The sequence below is a fragment of the Bradyrhizobium sp. USDA 10063 genome (genome assembly GCF_054063735.1).
The window spans coordinates 6,994,572-7,015,031 of sequence record NZ_JBSSGP010000002.1; the positions used below are offsets into that span (position 1 = coordinate 6,994,572).

The window sequence follows — 20,460 nt, forward strand, 5'->3', positions numbered from 1 at the left end:
GTTCGCCCGCGCCGCAAGCCAATCGCGGCAGTTTACAATCGATATAAACTGCGCCGTGCCGTTATTGACCACTTTGTTACCGCGCCGTAACGAAGATGAACGTAATGCGGGCGGATGGCCCGCGCTGTATATTTTGGTAGCCAGCAAGCCGCTCGCATCATTTGGCGAGCGCACGCCAGCCAGACCCAAAAAGCAGATCTTTGGATTGGGGCAGTATGGCTGACGGGGCTAGGATTTCGCGTGCCCTCATTTTGGGCGCGTCGGTGGTTTCAATCGGGTTGTTGCTTGCCGAGTCCGGCTTGGCCCAGACTACGGACGCGCAGCCGGCTGATCGCGCGTCCGAGCGTGCCAAGCAGGCCAAGCGTAAGCCGGCGAAGCCGAAAGTCGAACAGCAGGCGGCGGCGCCCGTGATGAATGCGCGCGCGCAGATCGGCGGCACGCCGGTGCAATCGCTCGATACCATCACCGCCACCGCATCGAAGACGGAAGAGCGTGCGATCGACGCGCTTGCGCCGGTCAGCGTGGTCACGCTCGAGCAGATCCAGGGCCGCCAGCCCTCAACGGTCGGCGATCTCCTTTACAATATACCGGGCGTCTGGGTGCAGAATCGCGGCGACGAGCCGTCGACGTCGATCAACATCCGCGGCCTGCAGGACTTCGGCCGCGTCGCCGTTGTGGTCGATGGCGCCCGGCAGAACTACCAGCGCACCGGCCACTTCGCGAATGGCTCCTTCTTCCTCAATCCGGAGCTGATCAGCAGCATCGACATCGTGCGCGGCCCGACGGCGAACATCTACGGCTCCGGCGCGATCGGCGGCGTGGCCTCGTTCCGCACCAAGGACATCGAAGATGTGGTGCGCCCCGGCGAGAGATGGGGCATCGACTACAAGAATGTGTTCGGCAGCAATGAGGGGCGCTGGCTCACCTCGGCTTTCGGCGGCGTTCACGTCAATCCCAATGTCGATGTGTTCGCGGGAGGCACCTACAGCACGCAGGAGAACTACAAGGACGGTACCGGGTTTGAAGTCGCCAATACCGGCAACCGGCTCTCCAGCGGCATCGCCAAGCTGACGGTGCGCCCGGCCGACGGACACGAAGTCAAGCTCGGCACCATCTTCCAGGAAGACATCTACAGCGTCGGTCAGCCGGCGCGGCGCGCGGGCGATCCGAACTCGACCAACCCGAACGGAACCAACAACCTCTTGGGTACGTCGGTCTATGCGAGCAACGTGAAGAACTACACGACCACGCTGGGCTGGACCTATTCGCAGCCCGATGACCGGCTGTTCGACTGGGATGCGAAGGTCTACTGGAATCGCACCGAGAACGACCAGATCAAGACCGCGCATACCGGCACCACGCCGTCGGCGTTCTGCGGCGGCGTGCCCGGCAACGCTGTCTCCGGCTGCATCGGCAGCAATCGCGGCTATCTCCTGGATACGTTCGGCGTCGACGTTCACAACACCTCACGCTTCGACCTGATGGATTGGCAGCATGCCATCACCTACGGCCTTGATGCGTTCCAGGACGAGGTGAGCACGAACGACAGGACCGGAACGTCCGAGGTGACGACGCCGGGCGGCCGGCGCACGCTATCCGGCGGCTTCGTGCAGTGGAAGGCCAATTACCAGAACCTGGTCGAAACCATCTCGGCGCTGCGTTACGACAATTACCAGTTGGAATCGGGGACGACATCCTCCAGCGGGGACCGCTTGTCGCCGAAGATCACGGTCGGGCTTCTACCCGCCGCGATGCTGACGCCCTATGTCAGCTATGCGGAAGGCTACCGCGCGCCATCGATCACCGAGACGCTCGTCAACGGCCCGCATTCCGGCGCCACCATCAACGACTCGTTCTTCCGCTGTCCGTCGGGCACGCCGGGACCCGGCGCCGACTCGACATTCTGCTTCGTCCCCAATCCGAACCTGAAGCCCGAAGTCGGCAAGAACAAGGAGATCGGCTTCAACCTGAAGAAGAACGACCTGTTCGTGCCGGGCGACAGCATTCGCGGCAAGTTCAACTTCTTCCGCAATGACATTGAGAATTACATCGATCTGGTGTCCTACGGACCTCCGCTGGTGGTTCCGACCGGTCCGCCGCCCGCACCGTCGATCACTGTGCTACCGTTCGTGCAGTATCAGAACATCGCCGAGGCCAGGATCCAGGGCTTTGAAGCCGAGACGATGTACGATGCGCGCACCTGGTTCGTGGGCATTGCCGGGAGCTACATGCAGGGCAAGAACCTCCAGACCGGCCTCGGGCTCTACAGCATCCCGCCGCAGAAGATCACCACGACGGCAGGCGTGCGCCTGCTCGACAACACGCTGGTGATCTCCGCGATGTGGACGTCGGCCCAGGCCAATAACAATATTCCTCCGACCTTCACCCCGGCGACGTCTTACGATCTCGTGAACCTCTACGTGGCCTACACGCCGACGCGCGATCTGGTGCTCAACTTCTCGGTCGAGAACCTGCTGGATCAGTACTACCGGCCCTACGCCATTCCGGTCGGCTCCGCCGGCGATACCCAGAACGACGTCAAATGGGCTAGCGCAGGACCGGGGATCGTGTTCAAGGGCGGCCTTAGATATCACTTCGGAGGTACCTGATCGAGGAACCGGAAGCCCCGACGGGGGCGTAACCATCATCCGCACCGCCGGCCGCGCTGATGTCCCAGCGCGGCCTGGTGCGTTCTTGTTTTCAACCCACTTAATCGGCAGGCTGCCCATGCGGCGCAGCGCCGAAAGCCTAAAAAGCCTAACAAGCGGCAAAGCGCCGCAAATCTAGAAGGAGAATTCGACGATGTTTATCGCCATGAACCGCTTCCAGGTGAAGAAGGGCGCCGAGCAGGCGTTCGAGACCGTCTGGGCCACCCGCGAATCCTATCTCGGCAACCTGCCGGGCTTTGTCGAATTCCATCTGCTCAAGGGGCCGGAGGCCGAGGATCACACGCTCTATTCGTCACACACCACCTGGGTCGACAAGGCGGCCTTCGAAGCCTGGACGCGCTCGGAGGAATTCCGCCGCGCGCATGCCCGTGCCGACAACAAGACCGGCGAGAGCCTTTATCTCGGTCATCCCAAGTTTGAAGGCTTTGAGGTGATCCAGACCGAACGCAAGGCGAGCGCTGCGGCGTAAGGAGACCGCCATGTCGAGTACGGAGTTCGCCGATCTCAGGGCGTACATGGTCGACAATCCCGGCGCCGTGATCGAGGACGTCGCGCGCGAGCGAAAGGTTTCGCCGCGCGCGGTGATCGAGGCGCTGCCGGGCGAGATGGTGCGGCTCGGCAGTGGCGGCGAATTCGCCGACGCCATGCAGGACATTGCGGAGTGGGGCGAGGTGACGCTGATCGTCCACACTGATGATGCGATCTTCGAGTTCACCGGCGCGATACCGGCCGGTGAGATCGGCCGCGGCTATTTCAACCTGATGCAGCCGAAGGGCCTGCACGGCCATTTCCGCCACGAGCGTTGTGGGGCGATCGCCTTTGTCGAACGCCCCTTCATGGGGAAGTCGTCGGCCTTCATCGCCTTCATCAATGTCGACGGCGGCATCATGTTCAAGGTGTTCGTCGGCCGCGACGAGACCCGCGCGCTGCGCGGCGATCAGCTTCAGCGCTTCCATGCGCTTGCGGACCGGATCGCGCCGAGGAAGGCGGCCTGAGGAAGCAACACCGGGAGGCGATCATGCAAACATGGCTCGATGGATTTTGCCGGCGCGCGCTGATCGCCTCCAGCGCGGCGCTGTGGCCGGCCGCTTGCTTTGCCGCCGACGACAATGCGCTGCTGCCACGCAATCTGTCGCCCTGGGGCATGTTCCAGAGTGCCGACATCGTGGTGAAGGCGGTCATGATCGGGCTGGCCTTTGCCTCGCTGGTGACTTGGACAATCTGGCTCGCGAAGACCATCGAGATCCGCCGCGAGACGGCGCTGGCGAAAGAGCGCCTGCGCCTGCTCGAGAAGGATACCGTGCTGGCCGAGGCGGAGCAGGCGAGCCGCGGCGGCGACGACGCGGTGGCGCAGATCATCCAGTCGGCAGCGCGCGAGGCGAGCCTCTCCGGCGGCGTGTTCGACGACGGCTTCAAGGAGCGCACCGTGCTCCGCCTGGAGCGGGTGGAGGCCGCGATGGCGCGGCAGGCCGCGCGCGGCACCGGCGTGCTCGCGACCATCGGCGCCACCGCGCCCTTTGTCGGCCTGTTCGGCACGGTCTGGGGCATCATGAATTCCTTCATCGGTATCTCCGAGGCGCATACGACGAACCTCGCCGTCGTCGCGCCGGGTATTGCCGAAGCGTTGCTCGCGACGGCGCTCGGCCTCGTGGCCGCGATTCCGGCGGTCGTGATCTACAATCATCTGACGCGGTCGATCGCTGCCCATCGCGCGCTGCTCGGCGATGCCTGCGCCATGGTGCTGCTGCTGGTGAGCCGCGAGGGCGATCGCGGCCTGCTTCGGCTCGCCCGCGCTGCGGAGTGAATGATGGGCGTCAGGCTCGGGGCGGGCAGTGCAGGGGGCGGACGGTTTCGCGCCGAGGACGATCTCGTCGAGGCGCATGAGATCAACGTCACCCCCTTCATCGATGTCATGCTGGTACTGCTTATCATCTTCATGGTCGCTGCTCCGCTCGCGACTGTCGACCTCGGCGTCGAGCTGCCCGCGAGCACCGCCGAGCCGCAGCCGCGCCCGGACAAGCCGGTGTTCGTCACCGTGAAGCCCGACCTTTCAGTTGCCGTCGGCGAGGACATCGTCGCGCGCGATGCGCTGGCCACGACCATCGATGGTGCTACCAAGGGCCGCAAGGACGAACGCATTTTCGTGCGCGCCGACAAGGCGGTGAGCTATGGCGAATTGATGGAGGTGATGAACCTGCTCCGCAACGCCGGCTATCTCAAGATCGCGTTGGTCGGCCTCGACGGCCGAAGCTGATCCGCCATGAACGCCTTCGCGCTGCATGACGTCACCGACGACACCACGCTGCGGCGCTGGGGCATATCCGCGTTCGCGATCCTCGCCACGCACGCGGCGCTGATTGCGCTCGGCATCAACTGGTATCAGGCGTCGCCGCCGGGCGTCACCTTGCCCGCCATCATGGTGGATATGGCGCCTGCGACATCGGCACCGCAATCGACACCGTTGGAGCGTGTGCCGGGGCCCGTCATGGACGAGGCCGATGCCTCGCCGCCCGAGCCCGTGCAGCAGCAGGCCGTGGAAGAGCTGATCCCGCCGACGCCGGTGCAGGAAAAGCCTGATGTCGTCGCGCCGCCGGAGCAGAAGGCGCAGCCGACGCCGCCAACGCCAGAGCCGGCAAAAATGGTTCCGGATCAGAAGCCGGCGCCTGCGAAACCGAAGGTGGTTCGTCGGGAAGCGAAGAAGCCGACCGATGCGCTGCCGGCTCCCCGCACCACGGCGCCGCCCCGCGCCGAGCGTCAGGCGCCCGCAGCATCGGCGATCAGCGCCGGCGCCTCGGCGTCAGCGATCGCATCCTACAATCAGCGAGTCCGCGCGCACCTTTTGCGCCTCCATCAATATCCATCGGGAGGCAATGGCCAACGGGGCGTTGCCAGGCTGAGCTTCACGCTGAGCCGCAGCGGACAGGTGCTCGCCAGTCGGCTCAGCGGATCGTCGGGCATTGCGATGTTCGATGCCCACGCGCTGGCTTTGGTTCGCCGCGCGCAGCCCTTTCCGGCGTTTCCGCCGGAGATCAGTCAGGGGTCGATGGCTTTCACCATCCCGGTCGAGTTCGTCGTCCAGTAGCCTATTCCTTCACCGCGCCGGTCAGCGAGGACACGTAGTAGTCCACGAACAGCGAGTAGAAGATCGCAACCGGCAATGAGCCGAGCAGCGAGCCCGCCATCAGCGCGCCCCATTGATAGACGTCGCCGGAGACCAGTTCGGTCAGGATCGCGACCGGCACGGTCTTGTTGGCGCTGCTCTGGATGAAGGCGAGCGCGTAGATGAACTCGTTCCACGATAATGTGAACGAGAAGATGCCGGCCGAGATCAGGCCGGGCACGGCGAGCGGCAGCGTGATCCGCCGCAGGATCTGCAGCCTTGTTGCGCCGTCGACCAGCGCGCATTCCTCCAGCTCATAGGGGATCGATTTGAAATAGCCGATCAGGAGCCAGGTGCAGAATGGCACCAGGAAAGTCGGATAGACCAGGATCAGCGCCAGGGGACTGTCGAACAGGCCGAACTGCACCACCACGGTCGCGAGCGGAATGAACAGGATCGACGGCGGCACCAGATAGGCGAGATAGATGCCCAAGCCCACATAGGGGCTGCCGCGGAAGCGCAGCCGCTCGATCGCGTAGGCCGCGAGCGTGCTCGCAAACAGCGACAGGAAGGTCGAGCCGATCGCGACCAGCATCGTCGTCTTCAGCCAGCGCGGATAGGCAGTGTTGAACAGGAGGTGCTGGATATGCGCCAAAGTCGGCGAGGAGATCCAGAACGGGTTGTGCTCCCTGTAGTTCAGCAGCTCCGCGTTCGGTTTGAACGCGGTCACCGTCATCCAGTAGAACGGAAACAGAAGGATGATGACGAAGCAGGCGAGCGGCAGATAGATCATCATCATCCGCCGTGCGCGGGAGTCCCACGCCATCGTGTCGGGGGCTGCGCTTGCGGCCTTGGTTGGCTGGGCGACGGCGTCAGTCATCGCTCTCTCCCTGCTGCCATTTGCGCCGGGCCAGGCCGAAATAGCTGAACAGCGTCGCAAAAACGAGGAACGGCACCATCGACACCGCGATCGCCGCGCCCTCGCCGAGTTCGCCGCCGGCGATGCCGCGCTGGAACGCCAGCGTCGCGAGCAGGTGCGTCGAGTTCACCGGCCCGCCGCGGGTGATGGCGTAGACGAGCTGGAAATCGGTGAAGGTGAAGATGATCGAGAACGTCATCACGATCGCCAATATCGGCATCATCATCGGGAAGGTGATGTAGCGGAAGCGCTGCCAGGACGAGGCGCCGTCCAGCATCGCCGCTTCGTATAGCGAGGGCGAGATCGTCTGCAGGCCGGCCAGCAGCGAGATCGCCACGAACGGAATGCCGCGCCAGATATTGGCCGCGATCAGCGAGAACCGCGCCGGCCAAGCCGAGCCGAGGAAGTCGATATTGGTCGTGCGCCAGTGCAGCACGTCGACCAGCAGATAGGAGATGATCGAGAATTGCGGGTCGTAAATCCACCAGAACGCCAGCGCCGACAGCACGGTCGGCACGATCCACGGCAGCAGCACGATGGCGCGGAGCAGGCTCTTGAGCGGAAAGTGGTTGTTGAGCAGCAGCGCCAGCCAGAAGCCGAGCGCGAATTTCCCGAAGGTCGCGATCCCCGTATAGAACACGCTGTAGAACACCGCGCCCCACCACAGGGGATCGCTGAGGAGATACTGAAAATTCTCCAGCCCGACATAGATGCCGCGCCGTCCGATCGTGGTGTCGGTGAAGGCGAGCCAGACGCCGAGCCCGAGCGGATAGGTGAGGAACACGGTCAAGAGCCCGATCGCCGGCGCGAGGCATACGACGATCAGGAACGGCTTGTAGTCGAGCAGGCGCGCGAACCAGTTCGGCTGGCGCAGCGCGATTCCTCGGGGGGAGAGTGTGGTCACGGACATGAATACGTGTCCTGTGCTGATCGAAGCCCTACGTCGTCATTGCGAGCGTAAGCGAAGCAATCCATCTCACCGGTTGTGGAGGCATGGATTGCTTCGTCGCTCCGCTCCTCGCAATGACGGCGCTTATCGATTTACCGCCGGAAATACCGCTTGCAGCGCCGTTCCGCCTCCGAGGCCGCAGCCTCCGGCGTCGCGGCGTCGGTCGCGACCGAGGCGCACATCTGCACCAGCACGTAATCGGCATTGACGGCGCCGGTCGCGGTCGAGATCGGGCCCTTGTAGCCGGCGTAATACTGGCTCTTCATGGTGTCCTTGAAGATCTTGACCTTGGGATCGCCGGACCACACGGCAGCATCCGCATAGGCCACGAGCGGCTGCGCCCAGTATCCGCTGTTGGCGTTCAGCCAGGGCTCGTATTGTTCCTTCTCCATCATGAACTGCAGGAAGGCCTTGGCGGCATTCGGATAGGGGCTGTGCTTGAACACCATGGCGTTCAGCGTCAGGCCCGCCATCGGCGTGGTGCTGGCGAAGCCCTTCGGCAGGAACTGATGCTCGGTGTCCTCGGCGATCCCTGCGGTTGCCGGATCGTTCTTCAGCGCGAAATAGAGCGAGACACCGTTGGCCGTCAGCGCGATTTCCTGCGACGAGTAGGCGCGATTGTTGGAGACGTCGTTCCAGGACGGCGTGCCGGCGATGAAGGTCGGATACAGTTCCTTCAGATATTTCAGCGCCGCCACCGTCTCCTTGCTGTTGATGGTGACGTTGCCTTCTTCATCGAGCAGGGATGCATTGTGCGACCACAGGATCCAGTTGGCAAAGCCGTTACCGTCGCCGACGGCGTTGCCGAGTGCGAAGCCTGCGGGCTTACCGGCTTTCTGCAGCTTGCGGCAGACATCCAGCACGCCGGCATGGTCTTCCGGCACCTTGTCGTAGCCGATCGATTGCAGCACCGATTTGCGGTAGACCAGCGGACCGCTGCTGGCGCCGAACGGCAGTCCGATCCAGGCGTTGCCCTTGGCGCGCTTGCCGTATTTCTGGGCCAGCGTCTGCCAGCCGCCATAGCGCTTGCCGAGATACTCGGCGACGTCGGTGAGCTCGATCAGCTTGTCGGCGTAGATATGTGGCGCGTCCGAGAAGCCGATGATGATGTCGGGACCGGCGCCAGAGTTCGAGGTCACCGCGGTCTGCTGGTTGATGTCCTCCCAGCCGACGAAATCGACCTTGACCTCGACGCCCATCTTCTCGGTGAACTTGGCGGCGTTGGCGCGGAACACGTCTTCGTCGGTCTTGACGAAGCGGACCGGCCGCAGCATCCGCAGGCTCGCGCCCTTCTCGATCGGCAGCGACGGTGCGGCGACGTCGGCGGCCTTGACCAGCGATTCGCTTGATTGCGCCGAGCCGCCGGTTGCCGCCAGCGCCGCGGCCGAGAGGCCGAGCGCCAACGCGTCACGACGTGTGAGGTCGTTCCCCATAGTCTCCTCCCTTGTTTATCGTTCCCGGCGTTACTCGCCGGTGAACGTGAACTTCGGCCCTCGTGGGACCGAAGCGATCGCCTTGAGACTTTTGCCCCGCGCAATTTCCGCATCGCGGGAAACGTGTGTTCCCCGCCGGCTAGCTGTTCGGGCCGCGATCCATGCTGACGGGCTGCCAGCGCCGGAGCGAGGTGTTCTGCAGCACCGACGGATTGACGCAGCTTACCGGCCACAGCCCGGAAAGCACCAGTGACAATTCGTAGCCCACGCGCCGCTTGCGCGCCTCGTCGAAACGTGCCGATGCGGAGGCGACATGGGCGGTCAGCGTGACGTTGTCCATGCGGAGCAGGGGATTGTTGTGCGACGGCGGCTCCTTCTCCAGCACGTCGAGCGCGGCGTGCGCGATCCAGCCCTCCTGCAGCGCCTTGATCAGCCCTTCCTCGTCCACCGTGGCGCCGCGTCCGGTATTGATGAAGATCGCGCTCTTCTTCATCTGCCGGAAATGCTTCTCGGTCAGCATGTGGTGCACCTCGGGCCGCGCCGGGGCATGCATCGAGACGAAGTCGGATTGCGACAGCACCTCCGACAGCGTCGCCGGCAGCACGTTGTGTTCCGACATCAGCGTTTCCTGGATGAACGGATCGTAGGCGATCATCCTGAGGCCGAACGGTGCGGCGCGCTTCGCCACCGCGCGGGCGACGCGACCGAACGAGATGAAGCCGAGCGTCTGCCCCATCAGGCGCGGAATCTTCAGGAGCGCCGGGCGCCCCTCTGCCCAGCGGCCCTCGCGCACCATCTTGTCCTGCTCGACCAGGCGGCGGAAGCCGGCAAGCAAGAGCATCATCGCGTGGTCGGCGACCTCCTCGATGAAGGTGTCGGGGATGTTGGTGACCGGGATGCCGCGGGCGGTTGCCGCCTTGACGTCGACGCTGTCGACGCCGACGCTGCCGAGCGTGATCACCTTGCAGTTCTCGAGCGCATCGATGACCGCCTTGGTGATCGGCATGCCCTTGGCGTAGATCGCGTCCGCCGTCTTGGCTGCGGCGATGAATTCCGCCTCGTTGGCGGGAGCCTCGATGATCTCGGCGCCGATCGGATCGAGCGCCTCCTTCTCGTAGTCGTAGCCGCCGCCGGCCACCGTGAAGCTTGCGCCCTTCGGCGTCACCACCCTGAACTTCGACATCTCCTGCTCCCGATTTGATTGTTCGGTTGTTGATTATTCGGCCGCGACAAGTCGTCGCTGCCTCGTCTTCGCGCAGCGAAGCGCGCTCCGCACCGTTCCCGATTGCCTTGAGCGCGGCTTTCCCGGGCTTTTACGGAGAGGCTTCGTAACCTGACGCTAAAGGCTCTCACATTACGGTGGGCCGAATCAATCCGACAAACATGCAAGCGCGCCATTCCCGGAGACGCCCTGTGAAGCTGACCAACCTCAAGATCACCCCCAAACTCGGCATTTTGGTGGGGGTGACCATCCTCGGCCTCTGCGCCGCCGGCGTCCTCGCGCACCATCTGATGCAGCGCGAAATGATGAACGCTCGCATCGACCAGACCAAGGCGATGGTCGAGATGGCCAGGAACATGGCGGCCGGCCTGAAGAAGGAGGTCGATGCCGGGCGGATGACCAAGGAGGCGGCCCTCGCCGAGCTCGGCAAGCGCGGCAACTCGATGACCTATGACAACGGCTCCGGCTACCTGTTCGGCACCTCCTATGACGGCATCACCATCCTGGCGCCCGATCCCAAGCTGATCGGCACCAACCGCATGGACGTGGTCACCAACGGCCGCAAGCTGTCCCGCGAATTGATGGATGGCGTGAAGGCGAAGGGCGAAATCCTCCTCACTTACGAATATGTGCGGCCCGGCGAGCAGAAGCCGATCCGCAAGATCGGCTATGCCGTCGCCGTTCCCGGCTTCGACATGTATCTCGGCACCGGCGCCTATATCGACGATATCGACGCCAAGCTGGCGCCGATCGCCTGGCTGCTCGCCCTGTCGATCCTCGGCATCGCCATCATCTCCGGCTCGATCGCCTGGCTGATCGGGCGCAGCATTACCAGGCCGCTCGGCCAGCTCGGCACCAGGATGCGAGAACTCGCCGACGGCAAACTCGACGGCGACATTCCCGGCGTCGGCCGGGGCGACGAGATCGGCGCCATGGCGGCGACCGTGCAGATCTTCAAGGACAATGCGGTTCGCATCCGCGGCCTCGAGCAGGCGGAAGCGGAGACGCAGGCCCGTGCTGCGAGCGAGCGCCGTGCCGCGATGGAGAATATCGCCAACGATTTCGAGCGCAGCATCACCGGCGTCGTGCGTTCGGTCGCGACCGCTGCGGCCGGCATGCAGACCACCGCGCAATCGATGACGGCGACCGCGAGCGACGCCAGCGCGCGGGCTGCGACCGTCAGCGCGGCCTCCGAAAGCGCCTCGAACAACGTCGGTACCGTTGCCGCGGCCGCCGAGGAATTGTCGAGCTCGGTCACCGAGATTTCCCGCCAGGTCGCGCGCTCCAGCGAGATCGCCAACAAGGCGGTGGCCGATGCCGAGCGCACCAACGCCACCGTGCAGGCGCTCTCCACCGGCGCGGAGAAGATCGGCGAGGTGGTGAAGCTGATCCACTCGATCGCCGCGCAGACCAACCTGCTCGCGCTCAACGCCACGATCGAAGCGGCGCGGGCCGGGGAATCCGGCCGCGGCTTTGCGGTGGTCGCTTCAGAGGTGAAGGCGCTCGCCAACCAGACCGCGAAAGCGACCGAGGAGATCTCCGCCCAGGTCGCCGCCATGCAGGCCTCCACCACCGAGGCGGTCGCCTCGATCGGCGGCATCACCGAGACGATCGCGCAGATGAGCGAGATCACCGCCAGCATCTCGACCTCGGTCGATCAGCAGGGCGATGCGACGCGCGAGATCGCGCGCAACATCCAGCAGGTCGCGACCGGCTCGAGCGAGATTTCCACTCATATCGGCGGCGTCACCACGGCCGCCGCCGCCACCGGCACCGCGGCCTCCGACGTGCTGTCGAATGCCCGCGAGCTCGACACCCAGTCCGGCATGCTCCGCAACGCGGTGGACCAGTTCCTGGCCAAGGTACGCGCGGCGTAAGGCCGTTGTCGTCATGCCCCGCGTAGGCGGGGCATCCAGTAATCACTGACCACAGTGATTGATTCGAAACGCCGTCGTTTACTGGATCGTCCGCCTTCGCGGACGATGACGACGGAATGCGCCGCTACTGCTTCTCGATCCCGGCGTCGGTGATCAGCTTCTCCCAGAGCACGAGCTGCTCTTTCAGGAAGGCGTCGAATTCCTCCGGCGTGCCCGAGAAAGCCTCCATGCCGCGTTCGGCGAGCTGGCTCTTGATGTCGGGCCGCTCGATGACCTTGCGGATCTCGGCATTCAGCTTGACCACGATATCCTTGGGCATATTGGCCGGGCCGAGATAGCCCTGCCATGAGGTGATGTCGAAGCCTTTCACCGTGTCGTCCATGGTCGGCAATTCCGGCAGCAGCGCCGAGCGCCGCTTCGTGGTGACCGCCAGCGCTTTCAGCGCCTTGGCGTTGACGTGCGGCAGCCCGGTCGGGACGTCGACGAACATCATGGAGACGCGTCCGGCGATGACGTCGGTGAGCGCGGGCGGCGAGCTCTTGTAGGGGACATGCAGAAGATCGATGCCGGCGAGGCGGGCAAACGTCGCGCCCGATACGATCGCCGACGAGCTGCCGCTGGCGTAGGAGTATTTGCCCGGCTCCTTCTTGGCGAGCGCGATCAGCTCGGCGACCGAATTGGCCGGGATTTCCGGATTGATCACCAGCATGAACGGCAGGTCGCCGGTTCGCGCGATCGGCGTGAAATCCTTGATCGGGTCGTAGCTCATGGTCTTGAGCAGATAGGGATTGGCCGAATGCGTCGTGTTGGTCGTCACGAACAGGGTGTAGCCGTCGGGCGCGGAACGGGCGACATAGTTCGCCGCGATCGAGCCGTTGGCGCCCGCCTTGTTCTCGATCACCATGGGCACGCCGAGCGCAGTGCCGAGCTCCTTCGAGATCAGGCGCGTCGTGGTGTCGGTGCCGCTGCCGGCGGCAAACGGCAGCACCAGCGTGATGTTGCGGTTCGGGTAGTTCGGCGCCTGCGCCGTGGCTGCGCCGGACAGTAGCGCGAGCCCCACGGATGCCGCCGCCGCGATGCGCCAATGGTGTTTCAGTCCCGAGATCATATCGTCGTTTCCCCCGCTGTGTGTATGGGCAGTTGGTTGCCGCGGAAACTAGCCGGTCGCAGCTCGAAACGGAAGGCGTTGCCGTACCGCATTCACCGCTTGGCCGAGCCGCGCCGTGAAGCGATCACGACGCCGGCCAGCACCAGCGCGTAGCCGATCAGGTGAAACGGCTGCAGCGCCTCGCCGAGCAGGAAGATCGCCATCGCCGAGCCGAACACCGGCACCAGATGAAAGAAGGGTGCGGCGCGGTTCGGTCCGATCAGCGCGATGCCGCGGTTGAAGAACAGATAGGCCAGCGCCGAGGGGAAGATCAGGACATAGGCCAGCGTTCCCAGCGTCATTGCGTCGAACTTGAGCGTGGCGCCGGTCAGATATTCCCAGATCGAGCCGGGTACCAGCATCAAGGCGCCACAGCCGGTGGTGAATGCGATCAGCGAGAGCTGATGCGTCACTGGGCGCCGTGTCATCATCGCCGAATAGAGCCCGAATGACAGCAGCGCGGATGCGAGCATCACATCGCCGCGGTTGAAGCTGATGGAGGCGAGCGCGCCGAGATCACCGCGCAGGATGATGGTGAGCACGCCGGCCAGCGAGATGGCGATGCCGGCGAATTGCGCGCCGGTCAGCCGCACGCCGAACAGCACCAGGGCCCAGAGCGCCACGAACAGCGGCCCCGCCGACTGGATCAGGAGCGCGTTGAGCGCCTGGGTATATTGCAGCCCCCAATAGGAAATCGCATTGTTGAAGGCGAAGCCGGTCAACGAGAGCAGCAGCAGTAGCGGCAGGCGGGCGCGCAGCGCCGGCCAGTCATGCCGCAGATGCGGCCAGGCAAAGGGCAGCAGGATGAGGCAGGTGCCCGACCAGCGCAGGCAGGACAGCGTCAGCGGTGGCACGTGATTGCCGACATAGCGCGCGATCACGATATTGCCGGCCCAGAACAGCGACGTCAGGCTGAGCAGCAGATAAGGCTGGTTGTTGAGCCAGGCGAGCGCGGAGCGGCGTGTGGGAGCGGATGCGGACGGCAAGGCGCGAAGGTCGGTCATGCTATCAGACCTTTTTGCTGGATTCTCCCCGTGCGACAAGACGCTCCGGAAGAATGCAGCCATGCGCGCTGCCGCGTCATGGACGCGACATATGCGAGAACTGCAAGGAATCATCGGAGAGACGTATGGGCGTGGACCTGTTGAATGTCGAAGGCCTCAAGGCGCTGCAGCCGCAGGAGCCGGTCGTGATGGTGAACCTGATGCGTTTCCGCGAGCGCTCGCTCGACGGCGACGGGTCGGGCTGGGACGCCTATCTGCGCTACAGCGCGCTCACGGTGCCGATGATCAAGGCGCGCGGCGGCACGCTGCTCTGGACCGGCCATGCCAGCACGGTCGCGCTCGGCAGGCCTGATGGCAACCAGTGGGATTATCTGGCGCTGGTCTATTATCCAGCGGTCTCGGCCTTCATCGACATGATGACCTCGGCCGATTACGAAACGCTTTGCGATCCCCATCGCCGCAACGGCTGCGCCGAGCACGTGATCATCGCGACCACGGAGGCCTACAGCAAGTTCAAGATGAGGTAGTGCGAGGGAGTCTCCGCGAATGCGGCTGCGCTCCCTCTCCCGCTTGCGGGAGAGGGTTGGGGCGAGGGTGCCTCCGCGGGCGAGATCTTCGTGTGGAGAGAGCCCTCACCCGGCGCTACGCGCCGACCTCCCCCGCAAGCGGGGGAGGTGGACGTGCGGTCAGATCGATTCAATCAACGAGCGCTAAAACCGCCGCACCAGATCCGGGGTGATCTCGCTGATCGAGCGGATGCCGAGCAGCGCGAGGTCGCGGTCGATCTCGTCGCGCAGCAGCGTGATGGCGCGCATAACGCCGGCTTCGCCGGCGGCGACCGCGGCACAGAGGAACGGTCGCCCGACCCACACGAAGTCGGCGCCCAGTGCCAGCGCCTTGATGATGTCGGTGCCGCGGCGGATGCCGCCGTCGACCATCACGGTCATGCCGTCTGCCTTGGCCGCGATCTCCGGCAGCGTGCGCAGCGCGGAGACCGTGTAGTTGAGCTGGCGGCCGCCATGGTTGGACAGCATCACGCCATCGACGCCACTTTCGCGCGCGATCCGCGCATCCTCCGGCGACACCAGACCCTTGACCACCAGCTTGCCCTTCCAGCGCTTGCGGATCAATTCGACATGCTTCCAGGCGAGTTGGTCGCGTGCGCCGATGTTGCGGATCAGGTTCTTCGAAAGCACCGGCGGGCCGCGCTGCGCGTCCATGTTCTCGAAATGCGGCATGCCGTGATTGAGGACCGTGCGCGCCCAGGTGTTGAGCAGCCAGTCCGGATGCGTGATCGTGTCCCAGAACACGCGCGGCGTGATCTCAAGCGGCACCTGGAAGCCGTTCCGGATGTTGTTCTCGCGGTTGGGCGCCACCGGCACGTCGGCGGTGACGACGAAGGTGTCGTAGCCGGCCGCCGCGACGCGGTCGACCAGCGGCTCGATGCGCGCGTCGACGCCGGCGAGATAGGCCTGGTACCACGCGGCCTCGTTCTCGCGACGGACGTCCTCCAGCGTGATCAGCGAGGAGGCGGAAAGGATCATCGGCACGTTCATCGCCGCCGCCGCCCGCGTCAGCACGATGTCGCCGCGATAGGCGCAGAGCGCGGACGATCCCATCGGCGGAATCCCGAACGGCGCGGCGTAGGTCTTGCCGAACAAGGTCGTGGTCTGGTCGCGGCCGGAGACGTCCTTGAGCACGCGCGGCACGAAGCCGTACTCCTCGAAAGCTCTGCGGTTGTCGCGCTTGGCCGCATCGGTCTCCGCGCCGCCATCGATATAGCCGAACAGGAATTTCGGCAGCAGCCGGCGTGCGGCCGGCTCGAAATCATCGAGCGTGAGATAGCGCCGCAGATGCCGCGGCACCGCGCTCTGGGCGCGGGTTACCGTAGGCGGCGGCGCGGGCGGGCTCTTCGTCTTGTCGTGCACAGCGAGCGTTTCCATATTTGTTATCGTCGCGCTACGTTAGCGCGCGCCGCCGGTTCCGCCAAATTTCCGGTTGGCTTGATTTACGGACTGGCTGATATCGCCGAGCATCTTCCGGGTGTCGGCCATCAGCGCGCCGGACTTCTTGTCGAAGCTCTCGATCAGTTCGCGCAGGGAGATGACGGTCGGCAGCAATTCGCCGCCATATTTGGCGCTGCCGAGGCTCGTCAGGAACGCTTCGGTCCGGCTCATGCCGTCGTCGAGGCCATTGACGCCCGCTTCGGCGGTGCTGATGACGCTGCTGATCTTCTCGCCATTGCTCGACAGCGAGGCGGTGAAGGTCTCGAACCCCCGCAGTGTGTCCTTGATCGCCCCCTCGTTGTCCTTGATCACCGTGTCGACGTTGCGCAGCACGACACGGATCTTTTCCTGGATGCCCATCGTCCCCAGGGGATCGGCGGTCAGTTCCGGAATGCCGTCGGGGCCGGTCGGCGGAAGCGGCGCCTCATCCGTGCCGCCGGTGAAGGAGATCCCGGCGATGCCGGTCAGACCCTGGAATTCGAGGCCGACCTGGGTGTCCTTCCTGATCGGCGCGGTCTTATCGATCCACGTCATCGCGATCACGCGGTGACGGTCGAGCCTGATGGACTCCACCTCGCCGATGCGCACGCCGGCGAAATTCACGCTGCCGCCTCGGCGCAGGCCCGAGGCCGGGCCTTCGAAGATCACGCGGAACGGCACCTGTTGCTGGATCCCGGCATATTTGCGGTAGCTGAGCCAGCCGCCGAGCGAGCCGGCGATCAACGCCAGCGCCAACGTCCCGATCATTACATTGCTGGCGCGCACCATGTTTCGACTTTCGTGAAGCAGGCGGCGAAAATAGCGGATTTGCGGCGGCCAGTCACCGCGCCGATCGAACAATTCGGCAAGATCATCGTGAGGCTCCGTAGCCACTTTGTACCGAGAGGAAAGAAAGGCGTAAAAAGAAAACGTGCAGCGAAGCGACCTGTGAAGGTCGATGGACTGCAGGCGGGGTGACCAATGAGCAACATGATGTCCGGCGACCGCAGAGGCGGCGTTGCGAGCCGGCAAGTCAATCGCCGCAAGGCCCTGGCGGCGACGGTTGGCGGCGGCTTGGCGCTGTCGAGCCTGGCTCGGTCCGCGGGCACCGAGGCGGGAACCGCATCCGGCGTCCGCATACTTCAATCACCCGAGCAGCTTGGTCCGGCCTACGACTACGTCATTGTCGGTGCGGGCTCGTCCGGTTGCGTTGTGGCGCATCGGCTCGCCCTCGCTGGACGGCGGGTGCTCCTTGTCGAGGCCGGCGGCCAGGCGAAGCTGGCAGCCGTCAGAGATCCGCAGGAATGGCCTAAGCTGCAGGGCACCGAGCTTGATTGGCGCTATTTGACGACCCCTCAACCGGGGTTGGGAGACCGCATTGTCCGCTGTCCGCGCGGCAAGGTCCTGGGCGGCTCGAGCACAATCAATGCGCTCGCCTATCAGCGCGGCCACGCGGCCGCTTACGATCGCTGGCCCGAAGGGTGGCGCGCTGCGGACCTCCTGCCGTACTTCAAGCGCGCCGAGACTTTTTCCGGTGGTGCCAGCGCATGGCGGGGTGGCAGCGGTCCTCTCCACGTCCTGTCGCTCGCGGATGTCCCGGATCGCAATCCTGTGGCATCCGCCTTCGTCAAGGCGTCGCAAGACCTTGGCTTCCCGATGTCATCGGATATTGGAGGGGAGGTCACGACCGGTGTCGGCTGGAATCAACTCAGCATCAAGGAAGGGGCTCGCCACGATGCGGCGACGGCCTATCTCGGAAGTCTCGAGAGCGTGACCGTCGATCTGCTGGCGGACATCGAAGTGCTGGGCCTCGTGATCGAAGATGGACGGTGCATCGGCGTGCGGCTCGCCGAACACATCGTGCGGGCTGCGAGCGAGGTGCTGCTTTGTGCCGGTGCGATCGATTCGCCACGCCTGCTGATGCTGTCGGGAATCGGCCCGGCCGACCAGCTCCGATCGTTCGGTATTCCCGTTGTCGTGGATCTGCCGGATGTCGGCCGCCATCTTGAAGATCATCTGCTGGTCGCGGGCGTCGCCTACGCCGCACGGCGCGAGGTGCCGCGCTCTCACTACAATCACGCCGACGCGCTGTTGTATGTGCCGCGCAGCGACCCGGGTGAGAGCCCGGAGCACCTTGTGATGTGCCTTTCCTTGCCGTTCGTGCTGCCGGGCGTCGGCCCGTTGCCTCCACCGGCTTACGTGCTCGTTTCCTGCCTGATGCGACCCCGCAGCCGCGGCGGCGTGAAGCTCGCCTCCGGCCATCCGCGGGCCCCGGCTCTGATTGATCCGGACTATCTGTCCGAGCCGGCCGATCTGGACCTTCTTGTCGAGGGCGTTTCCCTTGCCCGCGAGCTCGGTGCCGGTGAGGCCTTTGCCGACTGGCGCGCACATGAGGTCTATCCGGGGCCTAAGGCAACGACCACCAGCGACATACGCAAGTTCGTTCTGGGCGCGGCGGATTCATTCCATCACCCTGTCGGCACGTGTCGCATGGGGGCCGTCGTCGATGAAGCCTTGCGCGTGAAGGGTGTGGCGGGTCTGCGCGTCGTCGATGCCTCGGTGTTCCCCGGAATCCCGCAGGCGATGACCAACGCCGCCGCAATCGCGGTCGCCGAAAAGGCGAGCGATCTGGTGCTCGCGGGGTAAAGCAACGTCGTTGCTTGGCGACACTACGATCGTAACGCGCTTTTTCCGCGCTGAAATCACGCTGTAACCCGTTCGTCCCCTCATATCGCAACGCCGCTGCGATGAGGAGAGGACTGCGATGGTAGGCAAGACGATCGGCAAACAGGCCGTTGTGATCGGTGCGGGCATGGCCGGTTTGGCGGCAGCGGGCGTGCTGGCCGACCACTTCGAACGGGTGATCGTGCTTGAGCGCGACCGCCTGCCTGAACAGGCAGTGCCGCGAGCGGGCACGCCGCAATCCCGGCATCTGCACGTTTTGCTGCCAGGCGGCCAGCGGGCGCTGACCGATCTGTTTCCGCATTTCGAGCGGGATCTGGCGAATGCCGGCTCGATGCCGCTTCGAATGTCACGCGACGTACGTATGGAGATCCCGGGCCTCGGTCCACTCCCGTCACGCGATTTCGGCTGGTTCCTCTACTGCGCATCCCGTCCGCTGATCGAGCTGATCACGCGCCGACAGGCCGAGAGGCTGACCAATCTGACGATGCGACCGGGATGCCGGGTGCTCGAGCTCACCGCCACGTCGGATGGCACCATGGTCACTGGCGTCATATACGAAGATGCTGATGGGCGGCAGGAAGCCCTCGCAGCCGATCTCGTTGTCGACGCTTCCGGACGCGGTGCGCCAACCTTGGCACTGCTCCGTTCGTCCGGCCAGCCGGTGCCGGATGAAATCGTCATTGGCGTCGATCTCCATTATACGACAACCACCTTCGTCATTCCCGAAGATGCACCCTCCGATTGGAGAGGCGTAGCCACTCATCCCCATGCGCCGGAACGCAGCCGCGCCGGCTATATGTTGCCGGTCGAAGGCAAACGCTGGGTTGTGACGCTCGCGGGACGGCTCGGCGAACGGCCTCCGGCCGAGCCGGACGGATTTATGGATTATGCCCGGCGGCTCGAGACGCAGACGATCTTCAACGCCATCAAGCATGCCGAGCGGCAGGGCAGCTTCGAACGCTATGGCTACCCGGCCAGCGTATGGCGTCGTTTCGACCGGCTGAGCGTATTCCCGCGCGGCCTCTTGCCGATCGGCGATTCGATCTGCCGCTTCAACCCCGTCTATGGCCAGGGCATGAGCGCGGCGGCGCAGGAAGCCCGCCTTCTGAAGCAGCTTCTGCAGGGGCGCGCGACCAAGGCCGATCCGCTTGCCGGACTGGCGCTGGCATTCTTTTCCGAAAGTCTGCCGTTGGTCGAGGCTCCCTGGAACATGTCGGCGATCCCGGATCTGGTCTATCCCGAGACACGCGGCGAACGCCCGGCCGATTTCGAGAACCGGCTCCAATACAACGGAGCTCTGATGCGGGCCGCGATGCGCGATCCTGCCGTTCACCGGCTAATGGCGGAGGTTCAGCAATTGCTCAAGCCGCCAGGCGTCCTCCAGGAACCGGCTGTCGATCGGCTCGTTCAGCTTGAGCTGTCCCAAATGGCTGCCGAACAGGTTTGAAAAAGGCGAAGCTTCGTCGCCAC

18 protein-coding genes are annotated in these 20,460 nt (G+C 64.6%); 10 read left to right on the forward strand and 8 right to left on the reverse strand.

All coding sequences use genetic code 11. The annotated features are described in order from the left end of the window. Positions 1–215 precede the first annotated feature (215 nt). The 6 genes from ACVJGD_RS35005 to ACVJGD_RS35030 all read left to right on the forward strand — a co-directional run bounded on the left by ACVJGD_RS35005 (position 216) and on the right by ACVJGD_RS35030 (position 5,751). Positions 216–2,609: a TonB-dependent hemoglobin/transferrin/lactoferrin family receptor gene (locus tag ACVJGD_RS35005; RefSeq protein ID WP_456638472.1), complete on the forward strand. Its 2,394-nt coding sequence runs from the start codon at positions 216–218 to the stop codon at positions 2,607–2,609. Positions 2,610–2,802: 193 nt separating this feature from the next. After that, positions 2,803–3,138, forward strand: a complete 336-nt coding sequence (locus tag ACVJGD_RS35010) for an antibiotic biosynthesis monooxygenase family protein (protein ID WP_225122238.1) — start codon at positions 2,803–2,805, stop codon at positions 3,136–3,138. A gap of 10 nt (positions 3,139–3,148) precedes the next feature. After that, a complete protein-coding gene (hutX, locus tag ACVJGD_RS35015) occupies positions 3,149–3,664 on the forward strand; it encodes a heme utilization cystosolic carrier protein HutX (RefSeq protein WP_456638473.1) in 516 nt (171 codons plus the stop codon). Positions 3,665–3,687: 23 nt separating this feature from the next. Continuing rightward, the gene (gene exbB / locus ACVJGD_RS35020; protein WP_456638474.1) at positions 3,688–4,473 is read left to right on the forward strand and encodes a tonB-system energizer ExbB; all 786 of its coding nucleotides are present in this window, start codon (positions 3,688–3,690) and stop codon (positions 4,471–4,473) included. A gap of 3 nt (positions 4,474–4,476) precedes the next feature. Then, positions 4,477–4,923 carry a TonB system transport protein ExbD gene (gene exbD / locus ACVJGD_RS35025; RefSeq protein ID WP_456640474.1) on the forward strand — a complete coding sequence of 149 codons (447 nt, stop codon included), beginning with the start codon at positions 4,477–4,479 and terminating at the stop codon, positions 4,921–4,923. Between the two features lie 6 nt (positions 4,924–4,929). Beyond that, a complete protein-coding gene (locus ACVJGD_RS35030; RefSeq protein ID WP_456638475.1) occupies positions 4,930–5,751 on the forward strand; it encodes a TonB family protein in 822 nt (273 codons plus the stop codon). A gap of 1 nt (position 5,752) precedes the next feature. Here the strand turns inward: ACVJGD_RS35030 and ACVJGD_RS35035 are convergent, their stop codons facing one another. From ACVJGD_RS35035 to ACVJGD_RS35050, 4 genes are all read right to left on the reverse strand, one after another. Continuing rightward, positions 5,753–6,649, reverse strand: a complete 897-nt coding sequence (locus ACVJGD_RS35035; RefSeq protein ID WP_456638476.1) for a carbohydrate ABC transporter permease — start codon at positions 6,647–6,649, stop codon at positions 5,753–5,755. After that, the gene (locus tag ACVJGD_RS35040; protein WP_456638477.1) at positions 6,642–7,598 is read right to left on the reverse strand and encodes a carbohydrate ABC transporter permease; all 957 of its coding nucleotides are present in this window, start codon (positions 7,596–7,598) and stop codon (positions 6,642–6,644) included. Before ACVJGD_RS35040 ends, ACVJGD_RS35035 begins: the two co-directional genes overlap by 8 nt. A 131-nt stretch (positions 7,599–7,729) precedes the next feature. After that, on the reverse strand, positions 7,730–9,070 hold the full coding sequence (locus ACVJGD_RS35045) for an ABC transporter substrate-binding protein (RefSeq protein ID WP_456638478.1): 1,341 nt from the start codon (positions 9,068–9,070) through the stop codon (positions 7,730–7,732). A gap of 139 nt (positions 9,071–9,209) precedes the next feature. Beyond that, positions 9,210–10,253: a C-terminal binding protein gene (locus ACVJGD_RS35050; RefSeq protein WP_225706455.1), complete on the reverse strand. Its 1,044-nt coding sequence runs from the start codon at positions 10,251–10,253 to the stop codon at positions 9,210–9,212. A 230-nt stretch (positions 10,254–10,483) separates the two neighbouring features. Here ACVJGD_RS35050 and ACVJGD_RS35055 point away from each other — a divergent pair, with 230 nt between their 5' ends. Beyond that, positions 10,484–12,169, forward strand: coding sequence for a methyl-accepting chemotaxis protein (locus ACVJGD_RS35055; RefSeq protein WP_456638479.1), 1,686 nt, complete (start codon positions 10,484–10,486; stop codon positions 12,167–12,169). Between the two features lie 124 nt (positions 12,170–12,293). Here the strand turns inward: ACVJGD_RS35055 and ACVJGD_RS35060 are convergent, their stop codons facing one another. Next, positions 12,294–13,277 carry a Bug family tripartite tricarboxylate transporter substrate binding protein gene (locus ACVJGD_RS35060; protein ID WP_456638480.1) on the reverse strand — a complete coding sequence of 328 codons (984 nt, stop codon included), beginning with the start codon at positions 13,275–13,277 and terminating at the stop codon, positions 12,294–12,296. Between the two features lie 92 nt (positions 13,278–13,369). Then, positions 13,370–14,320: a DMT family transporter gene (locus tag ACVJGD_RS35065; protein ID WP_456638481.1), complete on the reverse strand. Its 951-nt coding sequence runs from the start codon at positions 14,318–14,320 to the stop codon at positions 13,370–13,372. 125 nt (positions 14,321–14,445) lie between these two features. Here ACVJGD_RS35065 and ACVJGD_RS35070 point away from each other — a divergent pair, with 125 nt between their 5' ends. Continuing rightward, positions 14,446–14,847 carry a DUF1330 domain-containing protein gene (locus tag ACVJGD_RS35070; RefSeq protein ID WP_456638482.1) on the forward strand — a complete coding sequence of 134 codons (402 nt, stop codon included), beginning with the start codon at positions 14,446–14,448 and terminating at the stop codon, positions 14,845–14,847. 183 nt (positions 14,848–15,030) lie between these two features. On the opposite strand, the gene ACVJGD_RS35075 is transcribed toward ACVJGD_RS35070, so the two are convergent. After that, complete coding sequence (locus tag ACVJGD_RS35075) at positions 15,031–16,263, reverse strand: alpha-hydroxy acid oxidase (protein ID WP_456638483.1); 1,233 nt, start codon at positions 16,261–16,263, stop codon at positions 15,031–15,033. Between the two features lie 21 nt (positions 16,264–16,284). Continuing rightward, the gene (locus tag ACVJGD_RS35080) at positions 16,285–17,199 is read right to left on the reverse strand and encodes an MlaD family protein (protein WP_456638484.1); all 915 of its coding nucleotides are present in this window, start codon (positions 17,197–17,199) and stop codon (positions 16,285–16,287) included. 87 nt (positions 17,200–17,286) lie between these two features. Between ACVJGD_RS35080 and ACVJGD_RS35085 the strand changes: the two genes are divergently transcribed. Both ACVJGD_RS35085 and ACVJGD_RS35090 read left to right on the forward strand, forming a co-directional pair. Then, positions 17,287–18,951, forward strand: coding sequence for a GMC family oxidoreductase (locus tag ACVJGD_RS35085; protein ID WP_456638485.1), 1,665 nt, complete (start codon positions 17,287–17,289; stop codon positions 18,949–18,951). A 118-nt stretch (positions 18,952–19,069) separates the two neighbouring features. Next, complete coding sequence (locus ACVJGD_RS35090; RefSeq protein ID WP_456638486.1) at positions 19,070–20,437, forward strand: NAD(P)/FAD-dependent oxidoreductase; 1,368 nt, start codon at positions 19,070–19,072, stop codon at positions 20,435–20,437. The last annotated feature ends 23 nt before the right edge of the window (positions 20,438–20,460 follow it).

Bases quoted from the DNA above. Each gene is read 5' to 3' on its own strand.
- ACVJGD_RS35005 (WP_456638472.1), top strand. From the start codon at position 216: ATGGCTGACGGGGCTAGGATTTCGCGTGCCCTCATTTTGGGCGCGTCG.
- ACVJGD_RS35010 (WP_225122238.1), top strand. From the start codon at position 2,803: ATGTTTATCGCCATGAACCGCTTCCAGGTGAAGAAGGGCGCCGAGCAG.
- hutX (WP_456638473.1), top strand. From the start codon at position 3,149: ATGTCGAGTACGGAGTTCGCCGATCTCAGGGCGTACATGGTCGACAAT.
- exbB (WP_456638474.1), top strand. From the start codon at position 3,688: ATGCAAACATGGCTCGATGGATTTTGCCGGCGCGCGCTGATCGCCTCC.
- exbD (WP_456640474.1), top strand. From the start codon at position 4,477: ATGGGCGTCAGGCTCGGGGCGGGCAGTGCAGGGGGCGGACGGTTTCGC.
- ACVJGD_RS35030 (WP_456638475.1), top strand. From the start codon at position 4,930: ATGAACGCCTTCGCGCTGCATGACGTCACCGACGACACCACGCTGCGG.
- ACVJGD_RS35035 (WP_456638476.1), bottom strand. From the start codon at position 6,649: ATGACTGACGCCGTCGCCCAGCCAACCAAGGCCGCAAGCGCAGCCCCC.
- ACVJGD_RS35040 (WP_456638477.1), bottom strand. From the start codon at position 7,598: ATGTCCGTGACCACACTCTCCCCCCGAGGAATCGCGCTGCGCCAGCCG.
- ACVJGD_RS35045 (WP_456638478.1), bottom strand. From the start codon at position 9,070: ATGGGGAACGACCTCACACGTCGTGACGCGTTGGCGCTCGGCCTCTCG.
- ACVJGD_RS35050 (WP_225706455.1), bottom strand. From the start codon at position 10,253: ATGTCGAAGTTCAGGGTGGTGACGCCGAAGGGCGCAAGCTTCACGGTG.
- ACVJGD_RS35060 (WP_456638480.1), bottom strand. From the start codon at position 13,277: ATGATCTCGGGACTGAAACACCATTGGCGCATCGCGGCGGCGGCATCC.
- ACVJGD_RS35065 (WP_456638481.1), bottom strand. From the start codon at position 14,320: ATGACCGACCTTCGCGCCTTGCCGTCCGCATCCGCTCCCACACGCCGC.
- ACVJGD_RS35070 (WP_456638482.1), top strand. From the start codon at position 14,446: ATGGGCGTGGACCTGTTGAATGTCGAAGGCCTCAAGGCGCTGCAGCCG.
- ACVJGD_RS35075 (WP_456638483.1), bottom strand. From the start codon at position 16,263: ATGGAAACGCTCGCTGTGCACGACAAGACGAAGAGCCCGCCCGCGCCG.
- ACVJGD_RS35085 (WP_456638485.1), top strand. From the start codon at position 17,287: ATGAGCAACATGATGTCCGGCGACCGCAGAGGCGGCGTTGCGAGCCGG.
- ACVJGD_RS35090 (WP_456638486.1), top strand. From the start codon at position 19,070: ATGGTAGGCAAGACGATCGGCAAACAGGCCGTTGTGATCGGTGCGGGC.